Raw genomic sequence first — 23,119 nt, forward strand, 5'->3', positions numbered from 1 at the left:
GTGGCAGCCTGAAAACTACACTACCTCATATTCCACCGAATGAACCAACTGCCCCGTATCAATCAACGGTCGGTCAGACCCCTTGCGCTTAATCGTTGCAGGCGCATTCGGTGTCCAATTGCCATTGCGAATGTGCGCCCTTTGCACATCACGATACCAGTTGCCCAGTTGATGCAGCATCGCTTCCGCATCCGCCCCTTCCAGCACGCGATACACCACTCGCCGCTGCGCTTCGCTAATCTGCGCTGCGTTCTGCTCCGCACAATCCGCCATAAATGGGCGCGGCGGAATGTGGCGCGTGCCAAAGTGGTTGTAAATAGCAATGTCCACCATATCATCATGCGAGCCGCCTTGAATACCCACCTTAACCACCCGTCCATTCAGCCTTTGCGTGTTGCCGATAATATCATCCAAGCCAAAATCGTTAATTTCCACATCCACAGCCGCCACCATATTGCGACACAATAATCGCACCGCGTTTGCACAAATCCGCCAGCTTTTGATACTGCGCCAAATAACCGCAAGGGTCGCCGCCATTATTGCCATAGCTGCGCGACAAATCGCCCTCACGCTCCGACACTACGCCCACAGGCACAACCACCGCCCCTTGCGCTGCTGCCGAAAGTGCGTTTACCGCTAAATAGCCCGCGTAATACAACACCGCGCGTTCTTTCAACTTGTCGGATAAGCAAGGCGGCGCAAACTCCGCCGCCAAAATCAGCATCTTTTCCAATAACGCATCATCCGCAGCAGCAACATAAGGGCAAAGCAAACGCAGCTTATCAATCAGCGGGTTCATTGTGCGCCTGCCAATGCCAGCAAATTCTCTTTCTTGGCATCGCTGGCAAATTCAACGCCTTTTTCCGTCAAATACTGGCGCAACTGCTCCACTGTCATCTTGGTTACATCTTCTTGCTTGGGTGGTTCTGACTTAGGCTGTTCTAACACTTCCAAATGCCCGCTTTCAACCAAGCTCAATACGCCCGCATCGTTATCCGCCACTTCGGCTTCCTGCATCGGCGCAAGCACCGTCATGCCATTCAATACCACCACAGCGGGTTTAATGTTTTTGATTAACATAGATTTTCTCCATAAAAAAGGCTGCCGAAGCAGCCCTGTATAACCCAAATTTTCAGCCAGCCTAAGCCGCCGCAATCTCACACTTAGAAAACGCCAGCGGATAATGCACCACTACGCCCGCCGTGCGTGCGTAGCAAGGCACAACCACTTCCAAGCCGCGCGCCTGCGCTTCCATTTGGTTAAACGCCATCGGCAACTCATGGCTCATGTTTTCCGCGTCAAATTCGCCGATAAACAGCAAATGCTTGCCGCCTGCGCCCGCGCCGTCAAATTCGGGCGCTTCCACCAATTGCAGCGAAGGATGTTTCTTGCCAAAAAACTCCCACACCGTAATGCCGTGCGCTTCGGTGTAGATTTTGGAAGTCAATAGCGCGTGCAATGTGCTGGCAACCACCAGGCGGTTCGGCGTATGCACCCCTTTGCTTTGCAAGCGCACCGCATTCCACAGCGCGTCCAAATCGGCGATGATTTCCGCGCCTGTTGCCTGCGCCCAAGCCTTGCCGCTAGGCAGCGTGGTAACACCGATATTTGGGTGGGTGGTCATGCCATACAAGCCATATTCCGCATCGCCCACCATCGCCACTTTGTTCAGCTTCACTTCAATCGCACGGCGAGCAGCCTCGCCTTTGCGGGTGGGTAGGTTGGTGCCTAATCCCGCCGATGCTTTCAGTTCCATGATGTTAAAGCCGTAGGAATCGGCAACGGTTTTCACGCGCACGGTGTGTTCTGTCCCAAGTACATCTGCGCGGGGCAAATCATCGGCATAATTTGCCACAATCTTTGCCATGCCCACAGTGTCATAGGTTTTATAGACCACCGTTTCGGCGTATTCAGGCACATCAGAAGCAATCGGAACAAGCCCCAAGCCCAACATCGGCGGGCGTTTTTTCTCATAGATTTTGGCTTTCACAAAATCCAATTCACGCGCGGCAAACACGCTTTCGTCTTCGCGCATTGCGTTGCCCGTAGATTGCGCAAATTGCGCGATAACAGATTTTTCCGCTTCATCATAGTGCAAATGTTTTTGCATCATCATTTCCTTTCATTAAGCTGTTGGTGCGTGCAGCTCAACGCAAGCAATCTTGCCACCTGCCACGCTTTTCACATCGCGGATAACCGCATTTTTCAGGCTGTCGGCTGCCGAATTATCCAGCAGCCCCGCCGCGTTAAACTTCACCGCTTCGCCTTTGGCAACGGTTTTGCCTGCCGCCACTTTTACCCAGCAAAGCCCGCGCGTCATCACCGAAACGCAATCGCCTTGTTTATAGGGAGCAAGCGGCGTGTGCGAATGAATCACCACGCCCACGGCTTTTGTGCCTTTGCCCGCTACCGCCGCGCCGTTGGCATCCATGCCCACAATCACGCCTGCGGTTAAACCATCTGCGGCAACCGCATAGCTTTCCACGCGGTCAAAGCCGCTGTCTGCTTTCATGCCGGCAAACGCCGCATCCATTTGGTCGTCATACATAGCCATTATTCAGCCCCTTTCAAATTTGATTTGTATTGCTCACGCGCCTGCGCCGCCGATACGCCGCCCGCGCCATCCTTATCCGCCATATCTTGACGCTGCCCCGCCAAGGCTTTGTTTTTCGCCTGCTCGTCATGCGCCGCCAACGCCATATCAAACGCCGCCGCCACATAATCATCGGTTTTGCCGTCCAACACGAGCGCATCGCCGCGAATGGCTTTAATCACCGCTACTTTAATCTCGCGCGCGGCGGTGTCTTCTTTAAAGTCCACGCCATGCGTTTTGGCGACTGCTTCCAGTTGCAAACGTTCGCGCGCTTCTTTTAGCGCATCTTGCTTGATTTGCGGCTGCTTGTCTTGCAACGCCTTCAAATCGGCTTCTGCGCTATCGGCGCGGGCTTCGGCTTGGGCAAGTTTGATTTTGCCCGCCGCCTCATCCTGCTTTAATTGATTAAACGCCTGAATCACTTCGGGCGCGGCATCGTATTCAATGCCGTTATCCAAACAGATTTTTGTCATCGTTTCGTCCTTATCATCCACGGCTTCGTTGCCGTCCATATTCAACCGCGCATTGCCTGCGCGTCCCTTGCTCACAATCGCTAAGTGGTTGGGGCGGATATTGCGCTGTATCGCATCGTAGCGTTCGCCTTCGGGCGTGATGCCAGCGGTTTCCTCCAAATCCAACTCATAGCCGACTGAAAGTTCTTTGTTGCCCGCGTTAATCGCTGCGGGGTTGTGAATCACAATATCGGCAATCAGGTTATTGCCGTCTTGCCTTGCCTCACCCAGCACCGCGCCTATCGTATGATTGGCGGCATTGGCACTGGTTACCAATCCGGGATGGCCGTTTGTAATTGGCAGCCCTTTGTAGCCTTTCAGACTGTCCGCGCGGAATACCTCTTCAGGCGGGCGATATTCGCGCCGCTCGCTGCCATCTGCATTGCGATAAACAAAAACGCCCGTTCGCGTGAGAACAGGCGTGTCGTGAATAAAACCATCTTGATTGCGCCGCGCTTTCATTTCCGCGCGGTCATAGCGGATGACGCTCATAAACCATTCCTTTCAAATCAGCAAAATCAGGGTAAATGCCTTCTGCGCTGCATCGGCATTGAATCGGCTCGCTTGGGTGTCCGTCTGATGGCGGATTATCCCAAGCAAACACTTTACCTTCGCGCTCGCGGTGTTCATGGCGCACGCGCTCATCCAGCGAAGTGCGCCAAACGTATTGCGTAACGCCAATGCCGCGTTGCCGCTCCATCGTAAGCTGCCCATTGAGTTTGCCGATTTGGTCGCGGGCAATCAAGCGCGCGCGGCTTTTGGGCAGCGCATAAGTCTCACGGATAAAATCCGCAAGCTGCGAATGGGGCATACCCGCGCGAACCGCCGCCACAATCTTGCCGTGCAGCGTTTCCAAATACTGCGCAGGTATCGATTTAATCAAACGGATATTCTCCGCTTCAAACTGTTTCATCACATCCAACAACCACGGCTCATGCGCGAACACATCCACCGCAAACACCGAGCGCACCACCGCTTGAAACTGCCGCGCGTTAAAACGATTCACTTCGCGCAATAAGCCCAACGCCCCCGCAATCGTTTTTTCAGGCTGCCTAAACACATCGGCAATGCCCACTACCCACCGCCGCAGCCGCTCATACCAACCGCTGCTTTCAGGGATGTCATCCAGCGCGTCTTGGCGCAAATCCAACAAAGGCAGTTGCCGCTCAATTTCCGCCGCAATGCTATCGGCAAAAACCAGCAGCAGCCGCTCATATTCGCGCTCCGTGGCGTGCGGATACAACCAGCGCTTAGGTTTTCGCCGCGTAGTCTTGGGCATCTGCGCCATCGTGTACCTCACGTTTCAAACCAAATTGCTCTCGCTGGGCGAAATAATCCGCCGCCTGCGTCTCGCTTACTGCACCAATAGACACCGCCTGCGCCACCGCATCAACTTCGGTTTTCAGCGTATCTACTGCCAGTTTCGCCATGTCCGCCTGCTCGCGTGCTGTTGGCACATACAACGGCGACCACTTAATGCGCCAGCCATCAGGGATTTTGCCCTTGATGCCGTTTTGCAATACCAACAGCGCAATCAGCCGCTCCAACATATTGCCCACACGCACCCGCTCCGCTTCCACCAATTCATGGAAATTGCGCAAATCGCCTTCACCCGTGGCAGATAGCCCACTCGCCGATTGCCCAAACAACTGCGCCAGCGGAATACCCGTCTCCGCCGAAATCACTTGCTCAAACTTGCCGATGATGTCAGTCAGCCCGCTCACATTCATATCGTTTACGGTGTAGCTATCCTCGCCATCCACCGCCACCGTGTTCAGTACCCCGCGCGAAGCATCCACCGCCTGAATGCGCTGCTGCACCGAATTCTCCATGCCACCATCAATCAAATCAGCCAAGCCCTTCATGGCGTAAACAGGCTGCTGCTTGCGGTCTAAAATCTGCTTGGTGCGCTCGCGCGTGGTTTCCCAATCCAAAATAGCCTTGTAAGCACAGTCAACCGCATTGCCACCTTGCCAATAAATGCGCGTGTCTTTCAGCATTTCAGGCAGCCTGAAACCGTGAATCGGAAACACACGGCTTTCATGTACCACAAACTGCTTTTCGCGCGACGAAATACGGTAAAACTCCGGCTCGCCGAAATTCTTTTGCGTGGCATCGCCATACAGCGCCCCTTCCACCGACACCTGATTGATGCCGAACACCCGCAATTCCACCACTTCCACATCGCGCGACACATCCAACGGCTCGTTCAACCCTTTGCCGTCTGCCACCAACGGAACAACGCACGCGCCGCCAAACAAACGCGCCAGCTTCAACGCATAAGCCGCCGTTTCAAACACATTCAAACGGTCAAGCTCAGATGCCAGCAGATTGTCCGCATCACCCTCAATCTCAAATCCACCTGATAATGCCTTATCAGCGGGCAAATCCACCACGCGGCGAAAAATACCGCCCTGCGCATACAAAAAAGGCGCGGAAACCGAAGTAACCCGCGCCGGCGATTTACCGCCCAACACCGCCTGCAAAAAACCATCCACCCTAAACTGCTTACTCATAATGACAAAGCCTTAAATCGTTTCATCGCGTCCATACTGCCAATCAGCGGCTCAATGGCATAACGCACCGCGTCAATGTAATGGTTATGCTCATCCAACAGCACAGGCAACACATCCCCGCTCAAACGGTCAATCTTGTAGCTATACAGCCGAAACTCCTGCGCCGTGTTCTCGCAACGCGGGTGGATAACCACTTTCTCAAACGACTTGATAAATTCAATACCGTCTTCCACGCTGCCCTTGCCCTTAACGGCACCCACGATGCGAGGCAAACCATGCCGCCGCAAATAACTGATGCTTTCAGGTCGCGCACTATCCGCCCGCACCACATAGCGCCCAATATCAGGCATCGCTGCCTGCAATACCGCCGCAGTGTCGTCCAATTCAATGCCCACGCCGCCTGCTTCACGCTCAATATACAGTTTGTTGTCGTGTATCCAACATTGCACCGCTGCCGTAGGGTCTTGTGAAAAGCCAAAGTCCAAGCCGAAATATGCGCCGTCCCAATTTTCGCCCGGCACAAACTCCGCAATCTCATACTTGCCGCGAAACACCTGCGCCTCGCTCTGCTCGTAATACGCGCCTTCCCAAATCCACGCATAGCGGGCAGGGTCAAGCGTTTGCTGCTGATGCCGCCGCAACTCTTCCAATTCAGGTGGGAAAAACGGATTGTCGCCGTAATTCATCTCCATAATGCACGAACGTGGCGGCGGATTTTTACGAAAACGCCTATCCGTCGCGCTGTTTTCCTGCTTTGGATTCCAAATCACCCAAATTTCCGACTTCGGCGCACGAATGGTCGGCTCCAACACTTCCCACGCCGCTTCCGAGATGTCTTCCGCTTCTTCCACGATGCACACATCAATTTTCGCCAACGACTTCACCGACTGGATATTGTTGCGCAGCCCTTTAAACAGAAACTCCGTACCGTTGCGCCCGCGTATATAGTCCACGCCCACATCGTAAGCCACTTCCAACCACGGTTCGGATGCAATCGCCGCCTTCAACTCCGCGTAAAACGACTCCTTGATGGAATTCTGAAATTCCCGCGTACACAAAAAACGCAGCGGCTCAACAAGGCCCCATATCGCCGCCATCTTGGCAAAGTTAAACGACTTGCCCGACCCACGCCCGCCCCACGACCCGCGAAAACGCAACGCCCCGCGCGGCAGCCTGAAAATCCTTTTGATTTTAGGCGGCAGCTTAACCTGTACTCTCATCATCGCCCACCGCCACCAGTTCAATCACCGTAGGGGTCATGCTGCCGTCCGAACTGGTAATATCCAACTTCATCCCGTTAATCAGCTTCTGCCGCGTCAGCGTCAGCGACTCAATCCGCCCTAACAGCCGCTGGATAATCGGCTCATAATCCTTACGCACAAACGTCTTTTGCTGCACAGGCGGCACATCAGGGTCATCCGTAATCGGCACACCGCCCACTATCGCAGGCGTTTCCACAATACGCTCCAACTCCAGCGCTTCTGCCGCCTGCTCCGCTTCCAGTTTCAAAGCCCGATTCAAACGGATTTTGCACAAACGCAATTCCGCATCAATACTTTCAAGCTCCAACTCCTCCGCCAGCAGCTTTTCATCGTCCGTGTAGTAATTGGAATAAAGCGCGCCCGCTTTGGCTTGGCTGCCTTTGGGCGCGCCTTTATTTGTCCCGCCGTGCATTCGGCACCTGCCATTAGGCATCGCTTTGGAACGGCAAGGCTCGCCCGAACGGGTCTTTGCCCCACAAAGTTTAGCCATTCAAACACCTATTGCATGGGATTATGTTTCAAATCAAGACCCGGAGCGGCGACTTTGGTTCGCATTCGCCTTTCCACGCCCGCCACCACGTTTCACATTGTAAATATGCGGCTTACCCGCAACAGGGACTTTACGCATAACGCGCTCCTCTCAAAAAACCTATCGGCATACAAAAAAAGCCGCAGATATACCCATCGGCGGCCATCCAAAAACCAACAAAAAAACCGCCCAAACTACGGGCGGCAATCATCACAGCTTAATCATCAGCATCAACAAACGATGCCCAAACCTTATCAATCCTCGGCTCATCCACATAAGGCACAACATCATCAGGCAACTCAATACCCATCATCTTAGCAATTTTCACTCCATCCAAATACTTATCGCCAAACTTACGCCAACCAATCTCGCGCAGAAACGCCTCCGATTGCGCGCGGCTCTGAAAGCAAACGCAAAACCAATGCTCGCTATCGGTCGCATCCACCTTACGCCTATTCTCCGCTTTCAGGCGGTCGCGGAACCCCTTTTTAACCGCATCCAAATCAGCTTTGCTATCCACTTCTGCATCGCCAGTTAATTCAGGCATCTGCACCAGCGGCTTCTGCTTGCGCTTCCACTGGTTCACTTTGGCTTTCGCCTCCGCCTTTTTATCAGCAATTTGCTGTTTTAAATCATCAGTGTTTGCCATTTGCGCACTCCCATCTAAAAATCTCCAAATCCGCCATCGGGATTAGCTCCAAAATCCGCTGATAGTCCCGCGGATAATGCTTTTTAATCGGCAGCAAAAAGCGCAAGTCCAAACCATCAAACGAGCGCCCAAACACCTTGTAATCACTCCCAAGCTGCACATTATGCTTTTTAAAGCACGCTACCAAGTCCGCCTTTTTCCAGTCCCAAATCGGATGATATTTAAGCAGATTGTAAGAGATGCTCCCATGTGACTGTATCGCAATACGGCGCATCGGGCTATCCGCCGCCCGCACACCATCGGCAACCAAAGTATCCTTCGGCAAGCCGAACTTGCCCACCATCGCAGCTTGGATGTCGGTATAGTCAAAATCAGGCAATCCTGCATCCTCAATCACCGCACAATTCTGCGGCGGTTGGCACATAAAGCTATTGAGCCAACGATACAGCGACGGATGCGGCAGTTGAGTGATTTTAAAACCAAACTGCCGCTCATACATATCCAACTGCGCATCCACAAACTCCAAGCCCGGGACCAGATACAAATAATAAGGGATAACCTCATCAAAATGCTCGCGAATAGCCAGATAAGCCGCCACCGCATCCTTGCCGCCGCTAAACGCCAGCAAAGTCTTGCGCTGCATCTTGGCAACCTGCTTGATAGTCTCAATGCCCGATAATGCCGCCATAGCACCTCCAAAATGTGTTAATATGCCTAGCATTATATAGATATATTATCCATTATGCAAGACCACAAAACAACATTAGACAACCTGCTCGCGCAAACCAACCTCACACGCGCCGAGCTAGCCCGCATCTTCCAAATCGCCCCGCGTAACATCAGCCGTTGGAATACCCACGGCATTCCCCAATACGCCATCGCCTACCTGCAACTCAAAGCCGAAAACATCAAACTCCAAGAGCAAATCCAAGCGTACAAAGTCATCATCAAGGCATGAAAAAACCACCCTCCAAGGTGGCTTCATAAATCAAGCAACGGCAAACTGAAACGACAACGCCTGCCCCAGTTGCGCATTAATATTCACCAGCGCGTCCAATGAAAATTTATCAATGCGCCCGTTCAATAAATCGTTAATGCGCGGCTGCGTCAAACCGCAACGGCTCGCCGCCTGCTTCTGCGTCCAGCCGTTTTGCTTGATGATGTCCGAAATGTGCATCATCAAATCCGCGCGCAATTTCAAATTCGCCGCTTCAATTGGCGTGTCGCACAAAGCATCAAAAGCGGAAGTGTAAGTTTTATCCATGATTTAACTCCTGTATCAAGGCAAGATAGCGTCTTTTGGCAACATCCAAATCAGGCTTGGCGGTGCGCTGCGTTTTCTTTTGAAACGCATGCAGCACATACACCGCATCGCCAAATTTTGCGACATACATCACGCGGTAAATGCCCGTTTCGTCTTTTAAGCGGATTTCCACCACGCCGCTGCCTACCGTTGTCATAATTTTAAAATCATTCGGCATCTCGCCGCATTGGACACGGTGCAACTGATACCCGGCCGCCTGCTTCATGCCGTCAGGAAAATCGCGTATGCAATCCAAAGAATCGCCAAGAAAAGTTAGTGTTTTCATGGAATGAATTATATCAAAACCGATATAATTCTGCAACTAAAAAAGGAGAAAGCCGCCTAAACGCAACTTTCTCCGAAATATAGCAAAATTATACTTAAAAACTCACACCTAATCAATGATTTTTCGCTCTTTAAAGCACGTTTGCAGCTTAAATCTCGCTTCCTGTTCCCAAGCCGCCAAATGCTTGCGAATACGGTCCCGCTTGCGCTGAAACGTCATATCGTGCAAACCGTATTTATCCATAATCGCCACCCGCTTAGGCATCTCGCTGTAAATATGGCGCAACATATCCGCTGCCAGATACACATCATCGCAAATCTTTTCCGCCACCAGCACGCCAGCAATAATCAGTAAGCCGTCCAATTTGCCGTATTCGCATTCCACCACGGCAACCAACAACGGGCTATTCAGGCAGCCTGAAACCTGCGAGCGTATCATCGCCGCGTTGGCGTGCCATTCCGCCTGTGTTAAACCGCTACTGCTGGGGCAATCGCCCTGAATATGGCTAATCACGCTTGCCGTGTTACCGCGTGGCTCAATCATCACGCTGCTGATTTTGTACACCTGCGATAGGCACTCATCCAAATTACGATACATTCCGTTCCTTTCTCCAACGTTCCCAATACTCATCCGCTTTCGCTTCAAACCAAGCCGCCGCATCCTCGGCAATAATTCCATTGGCTGCCAACACATACGCTTCGCCGTGCTGATGCTGCATGGCATGTTCCGCGTGCGTCAGCGGCACCCCCGAAAACGCTGGTTTGATTCCCACGCCGCTGCCGCGCGACACACGGCGCACATGGGCAAACTCGCAGCGCCCTTCTCCATCCACCCATTCCGAAAAGCAGCCTGAAATACAACTCGGCTGCCGCCGCACCCATGCCTGAAAATCTTTATCAGTATTCAAAAATCACTCCTTGCTCTGCTGCCCATGCTTCAATCCGCGTTTGGTAATCCGCCATCTGTTGCGTGTTCAGCTTGGTTGTTGATAATCCGATTTTTTGGATTTCGCCGCTGGGCAACACCCGCTCATCGCAGCCGATAAATTGCTGCTTAAAATATTCGTGCCATGTGTCCGCATCGTATCGCCGCCCATCCAGCCAAACCTGCTCGGCAATTTGGCTGTACAAGCTCCACAAGCGGCGGTTTTGCTCGTAGCTGCGCTTGGCTTTGTAGGGGCGTATTGTGATTTCCAAATCGCCGTGCGCCGCCAGTAGCTCGGGAACAATGTTTTTGTATAGGTTTTCAAACAAAGGGCGTTGATTGGACACTTGGCAGCGGAATTTGCGTTCATTCATTTTCAGGCTGCCCCATCAATTCAATCTCCACCCGCGCATCCTTTCTGCTTTCCGCCTTAACCTTGTCAATCAGCAGCGGGCGAAACTGCGCATCGTCTACGCCGATTGCTTTTGCCATGCCGTCCAAAGCGGGCTTCATGGCGGCGAGTAGGTTGTCCAAATCACGTTTTCTTGCGTCTGGCGTGTAAAACGTGATTTTCAAGCCGCCGCCTGTGTAATTCAGGCTGCCTGAAAGCAAAAAGGCTTCTTGGCGGGCTTTCACTTTTGCCTGTTGCACGCTTGCCCAATGCCGTCCGTGTTTGCGGTTGGGCATTAGGACGGGGTTAGGGTAAGGAAGGATGATTTTGTTCTGTTTCATTTTTGTTTTTCCTGCGCCGTGTTCAGTATTTAAATAATCCTTAAATACTGCTTTCAGGCTGCCATTTTTCAATCTGCCAGTTTCCCGATTTCAAATCGGGAAATTCCAACCGTGGTCATCATGCCCACAGTTCACAAACCCTTTGCAACAATCCCAAAACCGCCTATCCAACAAATCCCCCACTTCGCAATCCAACCAATCCGCCAATGCCTGCACCGTCCCCCATTTGGGCAGCCGCTCGCCGTTTAACCAATCCTGCACCGCGATGACGCTCACCAGCACTTGCGAATTGCTGCGCTGCCACGCGCTTAACACGTCGCTCGCTGCGGCATAAATCTTTGTAGCGTTGGGGTTGGCGATTAAGCCCTTTTCGCCCAGCAAGGCGCGAAACCGCCACATAAAATCGTCCTGCGCCGCGCGTTGGCGATACATAGCATTTAGTCCCATCCCAACTTCTCCACATACGCCCGCCGCTTGGCGACAACTTCGCCATCGGCAGCCTGAAAACGCCCATTGCTGCATTCGCTGTGACACGGGATAAACCGCCACGCTTCCCCCTTTTTGCACACCACCGATGCCGATTTCCAGCCCCAGTAATCCGCTGCGGCGCGAAAGTCGGCGTGTTGGCAGTTGAGACAAGTTTCAGATGTCATAAACACTCTCCCTTTGTGCCTGTTCATCCAAATTCTGCGGTGCAGCCAGCGGGTCAAAATCGTTGGTAAATTTCTGATACTCGCCGCGAAAGCCGATGTGCAGCGTGCCACGCATCCCGTCGCGGTTTTTCGCCAAAATCAATTCCGCTTTGGTGGGGTTTTCGCTGTTGTCGTAGTAAGCGGGGCGATAAGGAAAAATCACCAGATTGGCGTTTTGCTCAATGCCGCCGCTGCCGCGAATATCCGACATGGTGGGGCGCGTTTCCAACGCTTTCTCTTTGCCACGGTTCAACTGCGCCACGGCAATCACATGGATGTCTAACTCAATGGCCAGCCGTTTCAGTTTCGCCGTGATTTCGTCCAACTCGCGCACTTCGTTGCGCACGTCTTGCAAGGGCATTAAGTGGATGTGGTCCACCACCAGCAAATCCAAACCGTGCTGCTGTTTTTGGATGCGGCACTCGGCGACCAGTTCGTCGATGTTCAGGCTTTCGCTGTCCACGCTTAAATTCCAGCCTGAAAGCTCGTTGATGTAGTCGTTCAGCAAATCCACTTCGCCTGCCGTCATCCGCCCGCGCCGCGCGTTGCCGTAATCCACTTCCTTATCCGCCGCGCAGCCGCGAATCGCCAAATCCTTTGCTCCCATCTCGTAGCTTTGGATGCGCACCGCCAAGCCCTTCTTGGCGTTGTGGCGGGCGATGTTTTCGGCAAGAATGGATTTACCCATGCTGGGTCGCCCACCAATCACGCTCAAATCGCCGCGCCGCAAGCCCTGTGTGGTGGCATCCAAGGCTTTCAAACCTGTGGAAAAGCCCAGCATCGCGCCGTTGGGCATCTGCATAATCTGGTCGTAGTAGGCGATGAGGTCTTGCACAATCTCGCCCGCAAATTTCACTTTGCTTGCCCCTTGCGTCGCCCGCGATGCTTGGGCAACCAGTTCAACCGCCTTGGCTTGCATCTCGGGCAACGTCAAATCATCGTTTCGCATCTCGGCGATTTGTTGCCCTGCGCCCAGCAGTTCGCGCATACCGTAGCGGTCGCGCACAATCTGCGCATAGCGGGCAATGTTGGCAGCCGACGGCGTGTGTTGCGCAAGGGTGACCAGGTAATCCATGCCTCCCACGGTCTCCAATGCGCCGCGCTGTTCCAGCTTCTCGCCCACGGTAACGATGTCGGCAGGCTCATGGTTCGCCAGCATCGCCGATAGCGTGTCAAACAAGATTTTGTGTTGGTGGTTGGCAAACATCTCGGCTTTCAGGCTGCCTATCTTGGCAAAGGCGGCGTTTTCCAGCAGCAAACCGCCTAACAGCGATTGTTCCGCTTCCATGCTGGCAAAATTCATTTCGGTCTCCATTCCAAAATTCGCAAGAAATTATCGGGCTTCAAAATCCAATCCAAATCCGCCCGCCAGCCCCTATCGTTTTCACCCAACCAATGCGGATTCATGGCAACCTTGGCAAAGAATTTAGCAAACCATGCCAAGCCCGAAGCCGTGTCGGTAAAACGCACCTTGCCACTGGGGTCTTTGCTGTTCAGCATCTCTTTCCAACGCCCCGCAATCACGCGCTTACGCTTGTCGTTCAGCAATTGCGCATTGGGCAACCTGCCGCCCAAAACTTCGTTGTAGGTCTGCAAGACTTGCTGCACGGGGACTGGGGCTATCGCCTTTCTCTTCGGGCTGCCAGAGTGTGCCGCTGCATCATTTTCAGCAAGGCTTGCAGGGTTAGAGGGTTGGTCTGCAATGTCTGCAAGACTTTCCAAATCGCCGCCCCCCGTTGTCGCGTTAGCGGCAACAAGCGCGTCAGCGCAATTTTCGTCGGCAGCGCTTGGGGGTAAGGGGGTATTGTTATTATTCAGTTCTTGTTTAGATTCAGTATTTATTAATACGTCAGGCTTTTCCTGATTAGGCTTTTCCTGATTAGGCTTTTCCTGATTAGGCTTTTCCTGATTAGGCTTTTCCTGATTAGGCTTTTCCTGATTAGGCTTTTTGGTTTGTGGCACATCAAAAACAAAATAATCCGCTTCGCCAGTCTTTTGTTTTTTCATCACTAAAAAACCTACTTCGCGCAACTCTTTAAGTAAATTATGTACAGCATTTATCCCGCTTTCCTTTGCTGTATCTTCCGTTACAGTAGTCAAATGCTGCGCTGAAACAGCCCAGTTATCAGGCTTACTCAACAAATAGCACAACAAACCGATTGCAGCGAAACTTAACTGTTTGTCAGCAAAAACACAGTTATCAATTACTGTGAAATTTCTATCGCGTTTTGCTCGGATAATTGCCATTTTTTACCCCTGCTTCTGTTCAAAGAAAAATAATTCAGGTTCAACTTTCAACACCGTTAATACGTTTTTTTCTTTAAGAAAATTTATTTGGTCTGCTGTAAATTTAATTCCATTTGTTTTTTTGTGGACGGCAACACGAAGCCTAAACGTTTCTAAATCGCTTGTTCCTTTGGTGCTATTGCAGCTTCTGCAACTCGGCATTAAATTTTCCAAATGATTACTGCCACCTTTTGCTTTTGGTAAAAAATGGTCTATACACATTGTTTCCAAATCAAGTTCGCAGCCACAGTAAGCGCATCGCCAATTACATTTTTCGGCTACCTTTATTTTCTTTTGTGTTGATGTTTTTTTACTCATCGCCTATATCCTTTACCACTCGTTTCCATTCATCAAACACTGCCTGGGCGCGGCTCACATCTTCCGTTTGCATCGCTGCCAACGCTTCCATGCGCAGCGTGTATAACGCCTTATCGCGGTCAATCAGCCATTGCTTGCTCATGCCACTACCTCCAACTTCTGCGCCAGTTTCTGCAAGCCCAGCGGCGTAACCATCACTTGCTTAAATGCGTGCCCGTTTTTCTCATCGGTCCGATACTCAAACCAGCCACGCCCCAAATATTCCTGATACACGCACAACTGCTTGCCCGCATCACGAAACAGCATCTTTTTAACCAGCAGCCAATCAATAAAAGGCGTTTGCTGCCACTTCAACAGCTTCGCGCTTTCGCGTAAGCATTGCGAGCCTTTGGCTGCTCCCAAACGGGTTAAAGCCCCGCCCGCAATCTGCAACTTACGCTCCGCATCGCGCCGCGCCGTTTCCGCTTCAATAAACGCCTTGGCTGCCTGCAAGGGATCGTTAAAATCAACTTTCAGGCTGCCTGAAAGGCGTTTCTCGCAGTCAATGAAGTATTGCCGCGCCTGTTTGCCTTTAGCGTTGCGCTCCACCATGCTTAATTCTTTTGCCATGTCTAGCGACAAAAAGTAGTCAATGCGCGGTCTGCCTTGGGTTTTTGATAAATTTGTCAAAAAGTCCACGCCGTCTAAAAAGCCGTAATCTTCAATGCGATTTTTTATCCAGTTTGAAAATTCCTGTTTGCTTTCCAAAAACGCATGAAGCTCACGCGCGTTTACCGTTTGTTGCGCTTGCCCTGCTACGGGGCGATTGACGAGTACAAATAATTCGGTCATAATCAAATCTCCGTTTATCAAATATGTAAGTAATTCAGTCATTGCCCACGTTTGCCGCGTGGGCTTTTTCTTTACCGCTTTATCCAAGCGATAAAACGTTGAAACCAAGCTGCTTTGACGGGTATATAAATGTTTGCCATAATTTCCCCGTCATATTCTGCGTGCGCGACTGCCTTGATTTTTTCCTTAGCTTCATCAGGCGATGCCGCAAAAATATTGACTGCCCATTTTTTGCCGCCGAAGTGGTAAGAGAATTGGTATTCTTTTAATTTCATTGGAGGGTTTCCCTATGTATTTCACAATCTACAAAGATACCGCTGGTCAATGGCGTTGGAATTTAAAAGCCGCCAACCATGAAATCATCGCGTATGGCGAAAGCTACACAACCAAGCAAAACTGCCTTCATGCGATTGAGTTAATCAAAAGCACAAACGCCAATACGCAAGTTGTTGAAGTGTGATGTGCAAGCCCTATGCTTTTGCGTAGGGCTTTTTTCTTTTTAGTCATATCAGTCTCCTAAAAATGCCCGTCTGTCCGAGCCGCCAAGCGTCTATTCCGCTTTGCCAAATCCGTGCTACGATTGAGTTTCCACACAACAACCTGCCACGGATAAAACCATGCTGCCTGAATTTCTATCAGCCACATCAGCTATCAAATCCAGTCTTGAAATCATTAAAGCCATCCAAGAAATCAAAGATACAAGCCAAATTCAGCAGAAAACCATTGAACTCAATTCAATCATCCTTGATTTGCAAAACAGCCTGTTTTCTTTGCGCGATGCCCATGCGGACATCACAAATCGTCATGCCGAGTTGGAAAAAGAAATGCGAAACATCCGCGAGCAAAAAACTCAATTTAAGCGTTATGTTTTGCACCAATTGCCAATGGGTGGCTTTGTGTATCGCTACCAACCAACGAGAAACGACCACACTCCCGCGCACGACATTTGCACAAACTGCATGAGCAATGGCAAAAAATCCATCTTGCAAAAAGAGACGCGCTGCTTTGCGGCGTTTGGCGATGAAACCATTTCGTCCGAATATCTGGTTTGTCCTATGTGTAAACATGAAATTCTCTCCTCAAAAACTTAATCCTCATCCGCTATCGCCTGATAATGCTCAACCATCTTTTCCGCCATAAACTTGCGTTCCGCGCGGGTAACAATCGCCGCATCGGCAGGCACTAACTTCAAATCCAGCGCAGCCAAAGCCGCGCAATACTTTTCCAAATCGCCATCTTTCAGGCGGCTTAATCTTGTTTCCGAAATGCCCGATAAATCTGCAACACGCTTTTGCGATACCACCGCAAGCGCGTGCAATATTGCGCGTTCATTCTTGCGGGCGTTTTCTTGTTGGGCGGGGGATAATTCAGTCATCGGATGGCTTTCGGGGTAGGAAAACGGCGTATCTCTTTGGCTACCAGCTTTCCATCTTCTTCACTGATAACAATGTTTCTGTTGCAACGAATAGCCTTTGTGATAGCAGGCGCAGTAACGCCAAGCTCTTGCGCCGTTTTCTTTACGCCATTTTGTTTAACGTAATCAGATAGGTGCATTTCCATTCCTAAAAACAAAAGATAACCAAATTATAACCATTCATGTTTTTATTGTAAATACCAATGGTTAAACACGAAAGCAAACCAACGGTTTATAATTCTGTTTTTGAAAGGGTTTTTGTTATGAAAAAAACGAAATTGACGGATGGTCGTGAAAAAGAAAATGAAGCGTTAAAAGGAATTTTTAACAAAAAAAAGAAAGAATTAGGCTTAACGCAAGCCATTCTTGCGGAGAAACTAGACGTATCGCAGGGCGCGGTAAATATGTATCTGAATGGCATTAACCCATTAAACACACCTATTGCCAGTAGATTTGCGGAACTACTTAATGTTCCTGTTTCAGATTTCAGCCCCCGCCTTGCTGCGGAGATTGGGCGCATGGCGCAAACCATAGCATCAACCACTATGCAAGTTTCTCACTCTACGCTGAAAGACCGTTTAATTTATGCGAGAGAACAAAAGGGAATAAGCCAAGAACAGCTTGGGAAAGCAATCAACAAATCGCAATCCGCCATTGCTGCGCTCGAAACTGGACGAAATCAAGGCTCAACTAATATTGCGAAAATTGCGGAAGTTTTGGGCGTATCAGCCATTTGGCTAGAAACAGGTCAAGGCGAGATGTATCCGCAGTCCACCACCCCGCGCATCAACGAAATAACCGACATCCACCGCCCGATACTATGGAGCAGCAACACCCCACTGCCCGAAGATGATTATGTATTCGTGCCGTTTTTAAAAGAAACCGAACTTAGGGGCGGCGCGGGCTCGTTTGAAATCCCCGACTACAACGGTTTCAGGCTGCCTTTTGGCAAATCCACCCTACACCGCAAAGGCATCATGCCCGACAACGTAATCTGCTGCACGCTCACAGGCGACAGCATGGAGCCGCGCATCCCCGAATACGCCACTATTGCCGTGGATAAAGGCATAGAACGCATTAGAGACGGCAAAATCTACGCCTTTCAACACGACGATTTATTCCGCGTAAAATATCTTTATCGCTTACCAGGCAACAAAGTGCGCATCCGCAGCGACAACGAGAACTACGAGGACGAGATAGTGAGCGGCGAAGAAATCCGCGTCATTGGGCGCGTGTTTTGGTGGAGCGTGCTGGATTAACATTTGGAGAATAAAAAATCATGACACCGAGCGAAGCGCAGGCCATTATTGCCATACCAAAAGAAACTGCCAGCCCCATGCAATGGCAGCAAAAACCAGCCAAATTTATTCCATCATTTGTGCAATATGCCAGCGTATTAAAAATTCACAACGAAGTGCGCGAAGATTTGTATTTCCGCGCCCTATATCGCGCATCTCATTACGAAGAAAAATACGGCGCAATCCTATGGCAAGACGAAAGCATCGCCGTAGGGCTGTTTGCAGGAAACAATCGCATAGCAGCCATAGATTACGACAACAACAAACCACACCGAAATCAAAAAGGCGAGAATCTGCCCTATTTCGGCAAAACGCTGATAGGCTTGCATCGCCATATTTGGACAGCAGACGGCTATGGTTATGCCGAGCCGTTAGAATTGACGGAGCGCAGTTTAGAAACCATAATTACCCTATTCGCGCAGGAAAACCACCTTACCATACAAGGCGGCTATATTCATCCATTTGCTCAACAACTGGACTTATTCACATGATGATTTCCGACCATTTACAAACACTCACCACATGGCAAGTTATCCAAGCAGGGGAAAACGCCGTGCGGATTGCTTCGCCTTTTACCTACGGCGATGATGGCGCGTGCATCACATTTTCTATATTCCAACCCAGCCCCAACAGTTTCTTTTTGTCCGATGATGGTGCAAGCATCATGCAAGCAGCCATATTTGGCACAGAAATGGACAAAAAAAAGCTACTATCGCTCAACCAAACAGCAGGCGTACACTACGCACAATTTGCCGAAAATGGCGAAATCCAAGCATCAGGAAGCTGGCAAGTATTGCAATTTGCCCTATTTGATGCAGCAAAACTTGCCCTAGCCCTATCATTTCGCCTGCCTAAATGGCTGCCTAAATTCAACCAAATGCGCTTTCGCAGCCTAGTGGAAAGCACCCTACGCCGCGACATTCCCGCCCAAAACATTGTTAAAGACTACAAAACAACAGGCATCAGTGGGCATCAACTTGTTTTCCCTTTTGCACTAACCACCCCCGAGCGCAACGTATTGATTGAACCCATCGCTCTAAAAGACGGCAAAATAGATTGGGCAAGCGTTTATCAAGCACACGGCAAATTCAGCGACCTGAAACGCCTAGACACCCACAATAAACGCCTAGCCATTCTTGAAGGAGACGAAACCAGTGAATACGGCGCAGCCGCCACCGTATTAGGTGATTCATGCCACGTCCGCACGCTCAACACCACAGAAAGCTGGCAACTGCAACGCATCATTCATTAACCGCCCCATTCGGGCGGTTTTTTTGCATCAACCATCAGTCAATAAATCATTAACCATCAACAAAACCAAATCAACCAAGAAAACCAAAACCGCAAGCAAAGTTTGCGGTTTTTTTGCGCCTTGTGAAAACTTTGTTTTATTTAAAAACAAGGAGATAGTGGATTTATTGCAAATAAATTAACCAATGGTATTTACAATATTATTAACCATTGGTATTATTCACTCATCGCAACAAACAACGGAGCAACAAAATGACCCTAGCCGAAGCCCTAGCCAAGCTAGACCAAATGTACAAAGACCAGCCCAAGCAGCCCAAACAAGATTACCACCCCCAACCCAAACAAACCCGCAACCAAGCCCGCGCCCAATACAACTTTATGCGCGGGATGCCATAAAGGAACGCCACCATGTATTCAAGTCCAGCCAACACAGGCTACGCCGACAACTACTGGAGCTGCCAAGACCCAAGCTACTACGACGAGCCAACCAACCGCCATGGCGAACTATACGGCGAATGGCAAGCAAGGATAGAACGCAACTACCGCGCCGCCGCCATCGCCCAAATACGCTACGAGCTAGAACGCTACGGCGATTGCCAGCAAGAACTAGCCGAGCTAGCAGCCGCCGAAGCAGGCAACGGTGATGCCGACACCGAGCAATACATTTGGGAAATGATTTTAGAAATCGCCAAAGCCAACCACGACACCTTTTAAGGAAAGCACCATGAACACAGAAATTCAAGCATTAAGCCAAGCACTAGCCTACACGTACAGAAAAATCCACAAGCTAGCAAACCTATGCCAGCAATACGGCCCCGGCAGCTACTTGCAAAAATGCCAAGACAACAAAGGGCTATTTGCTATCACGCTACACATTCGCCAAACAAGCGGACACTACGAACACGCAGATTTTGGCATAGAACCCGCCGATTTAACCGCCGCCAAAGCATGGATTAAATGGCATCTCAAACACAAAAATGTATCCCCAAACCACCCCATTTGACGGCAAAACCACCTTGCTGATTAACAGCGGCAGGCGCACCGAGCCGCTGCCTAAAATCAAAGCACCCAAAAGCAACGCCGCATTCGGCAAGGCGGAAAGAACACAAGTTACTTGGCTATTCCGCCAAGCATGGCGAGAAGCACAAGCCAGCCACGACACGCAAGCCAGCATCATCTTTACCCAAGCATGGCAACGCAGCCTAACCAGTAAAGCAAGCAAACTCAACAGGCACAACTGCACGCCAGCAGATTGGAATTTAGCCATTGACTATCTTTTTGGCACGGAGTGCATCAGAAACCCCGACCCACTTTTTACCACAACGAAAGAAATACCATGACCGTCATCACCCTCAAAGACACCGACCCCATAGAAGCCCACCTAGGTAGCCTGAAAACATGGAAGCGCGATGCCAAAAAGTTCAAGCAAACCGCCACCTACGACCTAGCAAGCGACAGCATCAACATCATCAACAAGCTACGCAAAGAAAACGAAGCACTGCGAAAAGGCGCGCCCGCAGTCGGCAACTTCACCCGCACCCCCGCCGATTTAGCCTTTTCCAACTACATCCGCGCCCGCGCAGGCTACCGCTGCCAACGCTGCGGCACACAATACCCGCCCAAATCCAACGGCTTGCAATGCAGCCACAACTTCTCACGGCGATACTACAACATCCGTTTCCACCCCGATAACGCCCTCGCCCTCTGCCACAACTGCCACAACTACTGGTTTAGCAAAGACATAACCAAAGCAGCGCGATTTTTGGAAGAGACCGTCGGCAAAAACAAACTCGCCGAACTAGAACGGCTCAAAAAACAACCCGATGCCACCAAAAGGCCCCCGCAAAGCGAGCTAGATGCCATCGCCGAACACTATCAGCAATTGATTAAAACCATTCAGGCAGCCTGAAATGAAATACTTTTACCCCCAACAGGAAACCACCCCCATGAAAACCCGCATCACCGCAGCCCTAATTTTCGGCTTTGTCTTGGGCGCATTCAGCGCCGCCCAAGCCACCAAACCCGAAACACAACCCAAACCGCAGCCCGTCATCAAAACCTACGACTGCGACACGCTGGGCGACATCCCGAGCGACTTGTACTTTGAGCCATCCGCCGCCCATCCCATCCAACGCCTGCGCGACCAATGCGAGCAGCAACGCAATGCACTTATGCTGCAAAAAACATGGGACAAAGACCCCACCGCAGGCGTGGTTTTGGAAGAAACGGAGTAAAAAAATGGATTTTTACATTAAGGTAATACGCTACCTAACACTTGGCGGCGAAAAAGGGAAAAAATTTATTTTTGTTGTGAATGATGAAGAAAAATTTGAAGAAAGTTTCTCAAACAAAGAAATAGACGAGCTCAATATTGATAACCCACATCAAATGTTAGCAGGCGATTGGGTAAATGCAATCAATTCAAAAAATTGGTTTTTGTCAAAAGAAGATAAGGCATTTTTGGCTTTTTTGGACGAAAACGAAGAAAAAATAAACGATGCTATTGCCAGAGCGAATATATCCAAGTTGCAGCGCGAACTTAAATCTTGGGAGAGGTATCTATTGGGGCAAGACCATGAATAGCTGGACACGCCTACTTACCCCAACCGAGCTAGAAAAAACCTTCAAACCAGTGGGCAACAAAGTGCCCCACTACAAAAAAACCGTAGAAATCCGCGCCCCCAACGGCGAAATCCAACGCTTTGACAGCGCCATGCAAGCAGCGAAAAACACAGGCATCAACCACACCACCATCGCCAAACGCTGCCGCACCCACCACACCGACAAACAAGGCAACCAATACCGCTACATCTAGGAGCAAACCATGAACAATTTTCTAACCCAACGCAAAAAAGGCATCGGCGGCAGCGACATCGCCGCCATTATCGGCGTATCCCAATTCAAAACCGCCCTAGATGTGTACCTATCCAAAACCACCGAACAGCCCGAACAGCAAGGCGAACATCTGTATTGGGGGCACGCCCTAGAAAACCCCATCATCGACCGCTTTATCCGAGACACAGGCGCAAACGTCATCAGGCAGCCTGAAATGCGCCGACACCCGCAGCACCAATGGGCAATCGCCAACGCCGACGCGCTCATTATGAACGGCGACACCATAGAAGCCATCCTAGAAATCAAAACCAGCAGCGCATTCAAAAGCCGCGAATGGGGCGTAGACGACACCGACGAAGTGCCGATTGAATACATCGCCCAAGTGCAATGGTATATGTGGATTTACAACGTACAAGAAGCCTATTTAGCCGCGCTGATTGGCGGCAACCAATACCGCCAATACCACATCAAACGCGATGACGAACTGATTGCCATACTCGCCGAAAAAGCCCAAGCCTTTTGGCAAAACCACGTTATCCCCCGCATTCCGCCCGAACCACAAAACGGCGAAGACGCGCAAAAGCTGTATCCACACGACAACGGCAACACCGCCCAAGCCGACAGCGACACCCTAACCGCCTACGCCGAGCTCAAAGAACTCAAAGCACAGGAAAAAGAACTCAAAGCACAAATTGCCGCCCGCGAAGACTTGCTCAAAATCAAAATCGGCGAATATTCCACCATGCAAGCAGGCGACAACACCCTATTCACATGGAAAGCCCAACAAAGCAACCGATTTGACAGCAAAGCCTTTCAGGCAGCCCACCCCGATTTATATCAGCAATACAGCAAGCAAAGCGAAACCCGCGTATTGCGCCTGAAATAAAA

43 protein-coding genes and 1 pseudogene are annotated in these 23,119 nt (G+C 50.6%); 16 read left to right on the top strand and 28 right to left on the bottom strand.

The window, feature by feature from the left end:
• Nucleotides 1-15: 15 nt before the first annotated feature.
• The 12 genes from H3L93_RS06840 to H3L93_RS06895 all read right to left on the bottom strand — a co-directional run bounded on the left by H3L93_RS06840 (nt 16) and on the right by H3L93_RS06895 (nt 8,749).
• A complete protein-coding gene (locus tag H3L93_RS06840; protein WP_343062976.1) occupies nt 16-537 on the bottom strand; it encodes a Chromate resistance protein ChrB in 522 nt (173 codons plus the stop codon).
• Nucleotides 425-799: a DUF4054 domain-containing protein gene (locus H3L93_RS06845; protein ID WP_003794933.1), complete on the bottom strand. Its 375-nt coding sequence runs from the start codon at nt 797-799 to the stop codon at nt 425-427. Before H3L93_RS06845 ends, H3L93_RS06840 begins: the two co-directional genes overlap by 113 nt.
• Nucleotides 796-1,080 (bottom strand): HeH/LEM domain-containing protein, encoded by a 285-nt coding sequence (locus H3L93_RS06850; protein WP_003794931.1) that lies wholly within the window; start codon nt 1,078-1,080, stop codon nt 796-798. The genes H3L93_RS06845 and H3L93_RS06850 overlap by 4 nt, the downstream gene beginning before the upstream one ends.
• Before the next feature lie 61 nt (nt 1,081-1,141).
• Nucleotides 1,142-2,116: a DUF2184 domain-containing protein gene (locus tag H3L93_RS06855; RefSeq protein WP_003794929.1), complete on the bottom strand. Its 975-nt coding sequence runs from the start codon at nt 2,114-2,116 to the stop codon at nt 1,142-1,144.
• 9 nt (nt 2,117-2,125) lie between these two features.
• Nucleotides 2,126-2,554: a structural cement protein Gp24 gene (locus tag H3L93_RS06860; RefSeq protein WP_003794926.1), complete on the bottom strand. Its 429-nt coding sequence runs from the start codon at nt 2,552-2,554 to the stop codon at nt 2,126-2,128.
• The gene (locus H3L93_RS06865; RefSeq protein WP_003794924.1) at nt 2,554-3,597 is read right to left on the bottom strand and encodes a DUF2213 domain-containing protein; all 1,044 of its coding nucleotides are present in this window, start codon (nt 3,595-3,597) and stop codon (nt 2,554-2,556) included. The genes H3L93_RS06860 and H3L93_RS06865 overlap by 1 nt, the downstream gene beginning before the upstream one ends.
• A complete protein-coding gene (locus H3L93_RS06870) occupies nt 3,578-4,348 on the bottom strand; it encodes a phage head morphogenesis protein (protein WP_050755547.1) in 771 nt (256 codons plus the stop codon). Before H3L93_RS06870 ends, H3L93_RS06865 begins: the two co-directional genes overlap by 20 nt.
• A 7-nt stretch (nt 4,349-4,355) precedes the next feature.
• Nucleotides 4,356-5,621 carry a phage portal protein gene (locus H3L93_RS06875; protein WP_003794920.1) on the bottom strand — a complete coding sequence of 422 codons (1,266 nt, stop codon included), beginning with the start codon at nt 5,619-5,621 and terminating at the stop codon, nt 4,356-4,358.
• The gene (locus H3L93_RS06880) at nt 5,618-6,844 is read right to left on the bottom strand and encodes a PBSX family phage terminase large subunit (RefSeq protein WP_003794919.1); all 1,227 of its coding nucleotides are present in this window, start codon (nt 6,842-6,844) and stop codon (nt 5,618-5,620) included. Before H3L93_RS06880 ends, H3L93_RS06875 begins: the two co-directional genes overlap by 4 nt.
• Nucleotides 6,825-7,373, bottom strand: a complete 549-nt coding sequence (locus tag H3L93_RS06885; RefSeq protein WP_155803015.1) for an HGGxSTG domain-containing protein — start codon at nt 7,371-7,373, stop codon at nt 6,825-6,827. The genes H3L93_RS06880 and H3L93_RS06885 overlap by 20 nt, the downstream gene beginning before the upstream one ends.
• Nucleotides 7,374-7,629: 256 nt before the next feature.
• Nucleotides 7,630-8,061, bottom strand: a complete 432-nt coding sequence (locus H3L93_RS06890; protein ID WP_003794913.1) for a hypothetical protein — start codon at nt 8,059-8,061, stop codon at nt 7,630-7,632.
• The gene (locus H3L93_RS06895; protein ID WP_040558163.1) at nt 8,048-8,749 is read right to left on the bottom strand and encodes an adenine nucleotide alpha hydrolase family protein; all 702 of its coding nucleotides are present in this window, start codon (nt 8,747-8,749) and stop codon (nt 8,048-8,050) included. Before H3L93_RS06895 ends, H3L93_RS06890 begins: the two co-directional genes overlap by 14 nt.
• Before the next feature lie 54 nt (nt 8,750-8,803).
• Here H3L93_RS06895 and H3L93_RS06900 point away from each other — a divergent pair, with 54 nt between their 5' ends.
• The gene (locus H3L93_RS06900; RefSeq protein WP_003794909.1) at nt 8,804-9,019 is read left to right on the top strand and encodes a hypothetical protein; all 216 of its coding nucleotides are present in this window, start codon (nt 8,804-8,806) and stop codon (nt 9,017-9,019) included.
• A 30-nt stretch (nt 9,020-9,049) separates the two neighbouring features.
• Here H3L93_RS06900 and H3L93_RS06905 read toward each other — a convergent pair whose 3' ends face one another.
• From H3L93_RS06905 to H3L93_RS06970, 14 genes are all read right to left on the bottom strand, one after another.
• Entirely contained in the window at nt 9,050-9,325 is a 276-nt protein-coding gene (locus tag H3L93_RS06905; RefSeq protein ID WP_003794907.1) for a helix-turn-helix domain-containing protein, read from the bottom strand.
• Nucleotides 9,318-9,650 (bottom strand): type II toxin-antitoxin system RelE/ParE family toxin, encoded by a 333-nt coding sequence (locus H3L93_RS06910; protein WP_003794905.1) that lies wholly within the window; start codon nt 9,648-9,650, stop codon nt 9,318-9,320. Before H3L93_RS06910 ends, H3L93_RS06905 begins: the two co-directional genes overlap by 8 nt.
• A gap of 108 nt (nt 9,651-9,758) precedes the next feature.
• Nucleotides 9,759-10,247 (bottom strand): hypothetical protein, encoded by a 489-nt coding sequence (locus tag H3L93_RS06915; RefSeq protein ID WP_003794903.1) that lies wholly within the window; start codon nt 10,245-10,247, stop codon nt 9,759-9,761.
• Nucleotides 10,237-10,557, bottom strand: a complete 321-nt coding sequence (locus tag H3L93_RS06920) for a hypothetical protein (RefSeq protein ID WP_155803010.1) — start codon at nt 10,555-10,557, stop codon at nt 10,237-10,239. The genes H3L93_RS06915 and H3L93_RS06920 overlap by 11 nt, the downstream gene beginning before the upstream one ends.
• Nucleotides 10,547-10,948, bottom strand: a complete 402-nt coding sequence (locus H3L93_RS06925) for a recombination protein NinB (RefSeq protein WP_003794899.1) — start codon at nt 10,946-10,948, stop codon at nt 10,547-10,549. Before H3L93_RS06925 ends, H3L93_RS06920 begins: the two co-directional genes overlap by 11 nt.
• Nucleotides 10,941-11,306 (bottom strand): RusA family crossover junction endodeoxyribonuclease, encoded by a 366-nt coding sequence (locus H3L93_RS06930; RefSeq protein WP_050755545.1) that lies wholly within the window; start codon nt 11,304-11,306, stop codon nt 10,941-10,943. The genes H3L93_RS06925 and H3L93_RS06930 overlap by 8 nt, the downstream gene beginning before the upstream one ends.
• A gap of 90 nt (nt 11,307-11,396) precedes the next feature.
• Nucleotides 11,397-11,753, bottom strand: a complete 357-nt coding sequence (locus H3L93_RS06935; protein ID WP_003794895.1) for a transcriptional regulator — start codon at nt 11,751-11,753, stop codon at nt 11,397-11,399.
• Nucleotides 11,744-11,959, bottom strand: coding sequence for a hypothetical protein (locus H3L93_RS06940; protein WP_003794894.1), 216 nt, complete (start codon nt 11,957-11,959; stop codon nt 11,744-11,746). The genes H3L93_RS06935 and H3L93_RS06940 overlap by 10 nt, the downstream gene beginning before the upstream one ends.
• A complete protein-coding gene (locus tag H3L93_RS06945; RefSeq protein ID WP_050755544.1) occupies nt 11,949-13,301 on the bottom strand; it encodes a replicative DNA helicase in 1,353 nt (450 codons plus the stop codon). The genes H3L93_RS06940 and H3L93_RS06945 overlap by 11 nt, the downstream gene beginning before the upstream one ends.
• Nucleotides 13,298-14,245: a hypothetical protein gene (locus H3L93_RS13155; RefSeq protein WP_003794891.1), complete on the bottom strand. Its 948-nt coding sequence runs from the start codon at nt 14,243-14,245 to the stop codon at nt 13,298-13,300. Before H3L93_RS13155 ends, H3L93_RS06945 begins: the two co-directional genes overlap by 4 nt.
• 3 nt (nt 14,246-14,248) lie before the next feature.
• Nucleotides 14,249-14,602: an HNH endonuclease gene (locus H3L93_RS06955; protein WP_040558160.1), complete on the bottom strand. Its 354-nt coding sequence runs from the start codon at nt 14,600-14,602 to the stop codon at nt 14,249-14,251.
• Complete coding sequence (locus H3L93_RS06960; RefSeq protein WP_003794887.1) at nt 14,595-14,744, bottom strand: hypothetical protein; 150 nt, start codon at nt 14,742-14,744, stop codon at nt 14,595-14,597. Before H3L93_RS06960 ends, H3L93_RS06955 begins: the two co-directional genes overlap by 8 nt.
• Entirely contained in the window at nt 14,741-15,433 is a 693-nt protein-coding gene (locus H3L93_RS06965; protein ID WP_050755543.1) for an antA/AntB antirepressor family protein, read from the bottom strand. The genes H3L93_RS06960 and H3L93_RS06965 overlap by 4 nt, the downstream gene beginning before the upstream one ends.
• Nucleotides 15,434-15,504: 71 nt before the next feature.
• Nucleotides 15,505-15,708 (bottom strand): hypothetical protein, encoded by a 204-nt coding sequence (locus H3L93_RS06970; protein ID WP_003794882.1) that lies wholly within the window; start codon nt 15,706-15,708, stop codon nt 15,505-15,507.
• Nucleotides 15,709-15,722: 14 nt separating this feature from the next.
• Here H3L93_RS06970 and H3L93_RS06975 point away from each other — a divergent pair, with 14 nt between their 5' ends.
• Both H3L93_RS06975 and H3L93_RS06980 read left to right on the top strand, forming a co-directional pair.
• Nucleotides 15,723-15,893, top strand: coding sequence for a YegP family protein (locus H3L93_RS06975; protein WP_003794881.1), 171 nt, complete (start codon nt 15,723-15,725; stop codon nt 15,891-15,893).
• A 157-nt stretch (nt 15,894-16,050) separates the two neighbouring features.
• Complete coding sequence (locus tag H3L93_RS06980) at nt 16,051-16,524, top strand: hypothetical protein (RefSeq protein ID WP_003794876.1); 474 nt, start codon at nt 16,051-16,053, stop codon at nt 16,522-16,524.
• Here the strand turns inward: H3L93_RS06980 and H3L93_RS06985 are convergent.
• Both H3L93_RS06985 and H3L93_RS06990 read right to left on the bottom strand, forming a co-directional pair.
• Nucleotides 16,521-16,808, bottom strand: coding sequence for a CII family transcriptional regulator (locus H3L93_RS06985; RefSeq protein ID WP_003794874.1), 288 nt, complete (start codon nt 16,806-16,808; stop codon nt 16,521-16,523). The two genes, H3L93_RS06980 and H3L93_RS06985, sit on opposite strands and share 4 nt — an antisense overlap.
• Nucleotides 16,805-16,987 carry a Cro/CI family transcriptional regulator gene (locus tag H3L93_RS06990; protein ID WP_050755542.1) on the bottom strand — a complete coding sequence of 61 codons (183 nt, stop codon included), beginning with the start codon at nt 16,985-16,987 and terminating at the stop codon, nt 16,805-16,807. The genes H3L93_RS06985 and H3L93_RS06990 overlap by 4 nt, the downstream gene beginning before the upstream one ends.
• 123 nt (nt 16,988-17,110) lie before the next feature.
• Here H3L93_RS06990 and H3L93_RS13160 point away from each other — a divergent pair.
• From H3L93_RS13160 to H3L93_RS07050, 13 genes and pseudogenes are all read left to right on the top strand, one after another.
• Nucleotides 17,111-17,275 (top strand): annotated as a pseudogene (locus H3L93_RS13160) (helix-turn-helix domain-containing protein); the annotation flags it as partial.
• Between the two features lie 117 nt (nt 17,276-17,392).
• Entirely contained in the window at nt 17,393-18,106 is a 714-nt protein-coding gene (locus H3L93_RS06995; RefSeq protein WP_040558383.1) for an XRE family transcriptional regulator, read from the top strand.
• A 77-nt stretch (nt 18,107-18,183) separates the two neighbouring features.
• The gene (locus tag H3L93_RS07000; protein WP_155803007.1) at nt 18,184-18,636 is read left to right on the top strand and encodes a hypothetical protein; all 453 of its coding nucleotides are present in this window, start codon (nt 18,184-18,186) and stop codon (nt 18,634-18,636) included.
• Nucleotides 18,633-19,397 carry a hypothetical protein gene (locus tag H3L93_RS07005; protein ID WP_003794864.1) on the top strand — a complete coding sequence of 255 codons (765 nt, stop codon included), beginning with the start codon at nt 18,633-18,635 and terminating at the stop codon, nt 19,395-19,397. The genes H3L93_RS07000 and H3L93_RS07005 overlap by 4 nt, the downstream gene beginning before the upstream one ends.
• 251 nt (nt 19,398-19,648) lie before the next feature.
• Nucleotides 19,649-19,792: a hypothetical protein gene (locus tag H3L93_RS07010; protein WP_003794861.1), complete on the top strand. Its 144-nt coding sequence runs from the start codon at nt 19,649-19,651 to the stop codon at nt 19,790-19,792.
• Nucleotides 19,793-19,804: 12 nt separating this feature from the next.
• Nucleotides 19,805-20,110 (top strand): hypothetical protein, encoded by a 306-nt coding sequence (locus tag H3L93_RS07015; RefSeq protein WP_003794858.1) that lies wholly within the window; start codon nt 19,805-19,807, stop codon nt 20,108-20,110.
• 10 nt (nt 20,111-20,120) lie between these two features.
• A complete protein-coding gene (locus tag H3L93_RS07020; protein ID WP_003794856.1) occupies nt 20,121-20,399 on the top strand; it encodes a hypothetical protein in 279 nt (92 codons plus the stop codon).
• Complete coding sequence (locus H3L93_RS07025; protein WP_003794855.1) at nt 20,374-20,736, top strand: hypothetical protein; 363 nt, start codon at nt 20,374-20,376, stop codon at nt 20,734-20,736. Before H3L93_RS07020 ends, H3L93_RS07025 begins: the two co-directional genes overlap by 26 nt.
• Nucleotides 20,733-21,305 carry an HNH endonuclease gene (locus H3L93_RS07030; RefSeq protein WP_003794853.1) on the top strand — a complete coding sequence of 191 codons (573 nt, stop codon included), beginning with the start codon at nt 20,733-20,735 and terminating at the stop codon, nt 21,303-21,305. The genes H3L93_RS07025 and H3L93_RS07030 overlap by 4 nt, the downstream gene beginning before the upstream one ends.
• A gap of 1 nt (nt 21,306) precedes the next feature.
• Nucleotides 21,307-21,630 (top strand): hypothetical protein, encoded by a 324-nt coding sequence (locus H3L93_RS07035; protein ID WP_003794850.1) that lies wholly within the window; start codon nt 21,307-21,309, stop codon nt 21,628-21,630.
• 4 nt (nt 21,631-21,634) lie between these two features.
• Nucleotides 21,635-21,979, top strand: coding sequence for a hypothetical protein (locus H3L93_RS07040; protein WP_003794847.1), 345 nt, complete (start codon nt 21,635-21,637; stop codon nt 21,977-21,979).
• Entirely contained in the window at nt 21,972-22,211 is a 240-nt protein-coding gene (locus H3L93_RS07045; protein ID WP_003794845.1) for a hypothetical protein, read from the top strand. The genes H3L93_RS07040 and H3L93_RS07045 overlap by 8 nt, the downstream gene beginning before the upstream one ends.
• Nucleotides 22,212-22,220: 9 nt before the next feature.
• Nucleotides 22,221-23,117, top strand: coding sequence for a YqaJ viral recombinase family nuclease (locus H3L93_RS07050; RefSeq protein ID WP_003794842.1), 897 nt, complete (start codon nt 22,221-22,223; stop codon nt 23,115-23,117).
• Nucleotides 23,118-23,119 lie beyond the last annotated feature (2 nt).

This window comes from Kingella oralis (assembly GCF_014054985.1).
Lineage (GTDB): Bacteria > Pseudomonadota > Gammaproteobacteria > Burkholderiales > Neisseriaceae > Kingella_B > Kingella_B oralis.

What these genes read in the sequence shown, in the direction of transcription:
- H3L93_RS07030 (WP_003794853.1), top strand. Translation starts at nt 20,733, where the DNA reads ATGACCGTCATCACCCTCAAAGACACCGACCCCATAGAAGCCCACCTA.
- H3L93_RS07040 (WP_003794847.1), top strand. Translation starts at nt 21,635, where the DNA reads ATGGATTTTTACATTAAGGTAATACGCTACCTAACACTTGGCGGCGAA.
- H3L93_RS06910 (WP_003794905.1), bottom strand. Translation starts at nt 9,650, where the DNA reads ATGAAAACACTAACTTTTCTTGGCGATTCTTTGGATTGCATACGCGAT.
- H3L93_RS06875 (WP_003794920.1), bottom strand. Translation starts at nt 5,621, where the DNA reads ATGAGTAAGCAGTTTAGGGTGGATGGTTTTTTGCAGGCGGTGTTGGGC.
- H3L93_RS07045 (WP_003794845.1), top strand. Translation starts at nt 21,972, where the DNA reads ATGAATAGCTGGACACGCCTACTTACCCCAACCGAGCTAGAAAAAACC.
- H3L93_RS06915 (WP_003794903.1), bottom strand. Translation starts at nt 10,247, where the DNA reads ATGTATCGTAATTTGGATGAGTGCCTATCGCAGGTGTACAAAATCAGC.
- H3L93_RS13155 (WP_003794891.1), bottom strand. Translation starts at nt 14,245, where the DNA reads ATGGCAATTATCCGAGCAAAACGCGATAGAAATTTCACAGTAATTGAT.
- H3L93_RS06895 (WP_040558163.1), bottom strand. Translation starts at nt 8,749, where the DNA reads ATGGCGGCATTATCGGGCATTGAGACTATCAAGCAGGTTGCCAAGATG.
- H3L93_RS06975 (WP_003794881.1), top strand. Translation starts at nt 15,723, where the DNA reads ATGTATTTCACAATCTACAAAGATACCGCTGGTCAATGGCGTTGGAAT.
- H3L93_RS06930 (WP_050755545.1), bottom strand. Translation starts at nt 11,306, where the DNA reads ATGAAACAGAACAAAATCATCCTTCCTTACCCTAACCCCGTCCTAATG.
- H3L93_RS07015 (WP_003794858.1), top strand. Translation starts at nt 19,805, where the DNA reads ATGTATTCAAGTCCAGCCAACACAGGCTACGCCGACAACTACTGGAGC.
- H3L93_RS06845 (WP_003794933.1), bottom strand. Translation starts at nt 799, where the DNA reads ATGAACCCGCTGATTGATAAGCTGCGTTTGCTTTGCCCTTATGTTGCT.
- H3L93_RS06865 (WP_003794924.1), bottom strand. Translation starts at nt 3,597, where the DNA reads ATGAGCGTCATCCGCTATGACCGCGCGGAAATGAAAGCGCGGCGCAAT.
- H3L93_RS06965 (WP_050755543.1), bottom strand. Translation starts at nt 15,433, where the DNA reads ATGACCGAATTATTTGTACTCGTCAATCGCCCCGTAGCAGGGCAAGCG.
- H3L93_RS07035 (WP_003794850.1), top strand. Translation starts at nt 21,307, where the DNA reads ATGAAATACTTTTACCCCCAACAGGAAACCACCCCCATGAAAACCCGC.
- H3L93_RS07005 (WP_003794864.1), top strand. Translation starts at nt 18,633, where the DNA reads ATGATGATTTCCGACCATTTACAAACACTCACCACATGGCAAGTTATC.
- H3L93_RS06890 (WP_003794913.1), bottom strand. Translation starts at nt 8,061, where the DNA reads ATGGCAAACACTGATGATTTAAAACAGCAAATTGCTGATAAAAAGGCG.
- H3L93_RS06840 (WP_343062976.1), bottom strand. Translation starts at nt 537, where the DNA reads ATGGCGGCGACCCTTGCGGTTATTTGGCGCAGTATCAAAAGCTGGCGG.
- H3L93_RS06855 (WP_003794929.1), bottom strand. Translation starts at nt 2,116, where the DNA reads ATGATGATGCAAAAACATTTGCACTATGATGAAGCGGAAAAATCTGTT.
- H3L93_RS07050 (WP_003794842.1), top strand. Translation starts at nt 22,221, where the DNA reads ATGAACAATTTTCTAACCCAACGCAAAAAAGGCATCGGCGGCAGCGAC.
- H3L93_RS06970 (WP_003794882.1), bottom strand. Translation starts at nt 15,708, where the DNA reads ATGAAATTAAAAGAATACCAATTCTCTTACCACTTCGGCGGCAAAAAA.
- H3L93_RS06955 (WP_040558160.1), bottom strand. Translation starts at nt 14,602, where the DNA reads ATGAGTAAAAAAACATCAACACAAAAGAAAATAAAGGTAGCCGAAAAA.
- H3L93_RS06935 (WP_003794895.1), bottom strand. Translation starts at nt 11,753, where the DNA reads ATGGGACTAAATGCTATGTATCGCCAACGCGCGGCGCAGGACGATTTT.
- H3L93_RS06905 (WP_003794907.1), bottom strand. Translation starts at nt 9,325, where the DNA reads ATGGATAAAACTTACACTTCCGCTTTTGATGCTTTGTGCGACACGCCA.
- H3L93_RS06880 (WP_003794919.1), bottom strand. Translation starts at nt 6,844, where the DNA reads ATGATGAGAGTACAGGTTAAGCTGCCGCCTAAAATCAAAAGGATTTTC.
- H3L93_RS06940 (WP_003794894.1), bottom strand. Translation starts at nt 11,959, where the DNA reads ATGACATCTGAAACTTGTCTCAACTGCCAACACGCCGACTTTCGCGCC.
- H3L93_RS06985 (WP_003794874.1), bottom strand. Translation starts at nt 16,808, where the DNA reads ATGACTGAATTATCCCCCGCCCAACAAGAAAACGCCCGCAAGAATGAA.
- H3L93_RS06860 (WP_003794926.1), bottom strand. Translation starts at nt 2,554, where the DNA reads ATGGCTATGTATGACGACCAAATGGATGCGGCGTTTGCCGGCATGAAA.
- H3L93_RS07010 (WP_003794861.1), top strand. Translation starts at nt 19,649, where the DNA reads ATGACCCTAGCCGAAGCCCTAGCCAAGCTAGACCAAATGTACAAAGAC.
- H3L93_RS06960 (WP_003794887.1), bottom strand. Translation starts at nt 14,744, where the DNA reads ATGAGCAAGCAATGGCTGATTGACCGCGATAAGGCGTTATACACGCTG.
- H3L93_RS07020 (WP_003794856.1), top strand. Translation starts at nt 20,121, where the DNA reads ATGAACACAGAAATTCAAGCATTAAGCCAAGCACTAGCCTACACGTAC.
- H3L93_RS06990 (WP_050755542.1), bottom strand. Translation starts at nt 16,987, where the DNA reads ATGCACCTATCTGATTACGTTAAACAAAATGGCGTAAAGAAAACGGCG.
- H3L93_RS06945 (WP_050755544.1), bottom strand. Translation starts at nt 13,301, where the DNA reads ATGAATTTTGCCAGCATGGAAGCGGAACAATCGCTGTTAGGCGGTTTG.
- H3L93_RS06995 (WP_040558383.1), top strand. Translation starts at nt 17,393, where the DNA reads ATGCAAGTTTCTCACTCTACGCTGAAAGACCGTTTAATTTATGCGAGA.
- H3L93_RS07000 (WP_155803007.1), top strand. Translation starts at nt 18,184, where the DNA reads ATGCAATGGCAGCAAAAACCAGCCAAATTTATTCCATCATTTGTGCAA.
- H3L93_RS06980 (WP_003794876.1), top strand. Translation starts at nt 16,051, where the DNA reads ATGCTGCCTGAATTTCTATCAGCCACATCAGCTATCAAATCCAGTCTT.
- H3L93_RS07025 (WP_003794855.1), top strand. Translation starts at nt 20,374, where the DNA reads ATGTATCCCCAAACCACCCCATTTGACGGCAAAACCACCTTGCTGATT.
- H3L93_RS06900 (WP_003794909.1), top strand. Translation starts at nt 8,804, where the DNA reads ATGCAAGACCACAAAACAACATTAGACAACCTGCTCGCGCAAACCAAC.
- H3L93_RS06850 (WP_003794931.1), bottom strand. Translation starts at nt 1,080, where the DNA reads ATGTTAATCAAAAACATTAAACCCGCTGTGGTGGTATTGAATGGCATG.
- H3L93_RS06885 (WP_155803015.1), bottom strand. Translation starts at nt 7,373, where the DNA reads ATGGCTAAACTTTGTGGGGCAAAGACCCGTTCGGGCGAGCCTTGCCGT.
- H3L93_RS06925 (WP_003794899.1), bottom strand. Translation starts at nt 10,948, where the DNA reads ATGAATGAACGCAAATTCCGCTGCCAAGTGTCCAATCAACGCCCTTTG.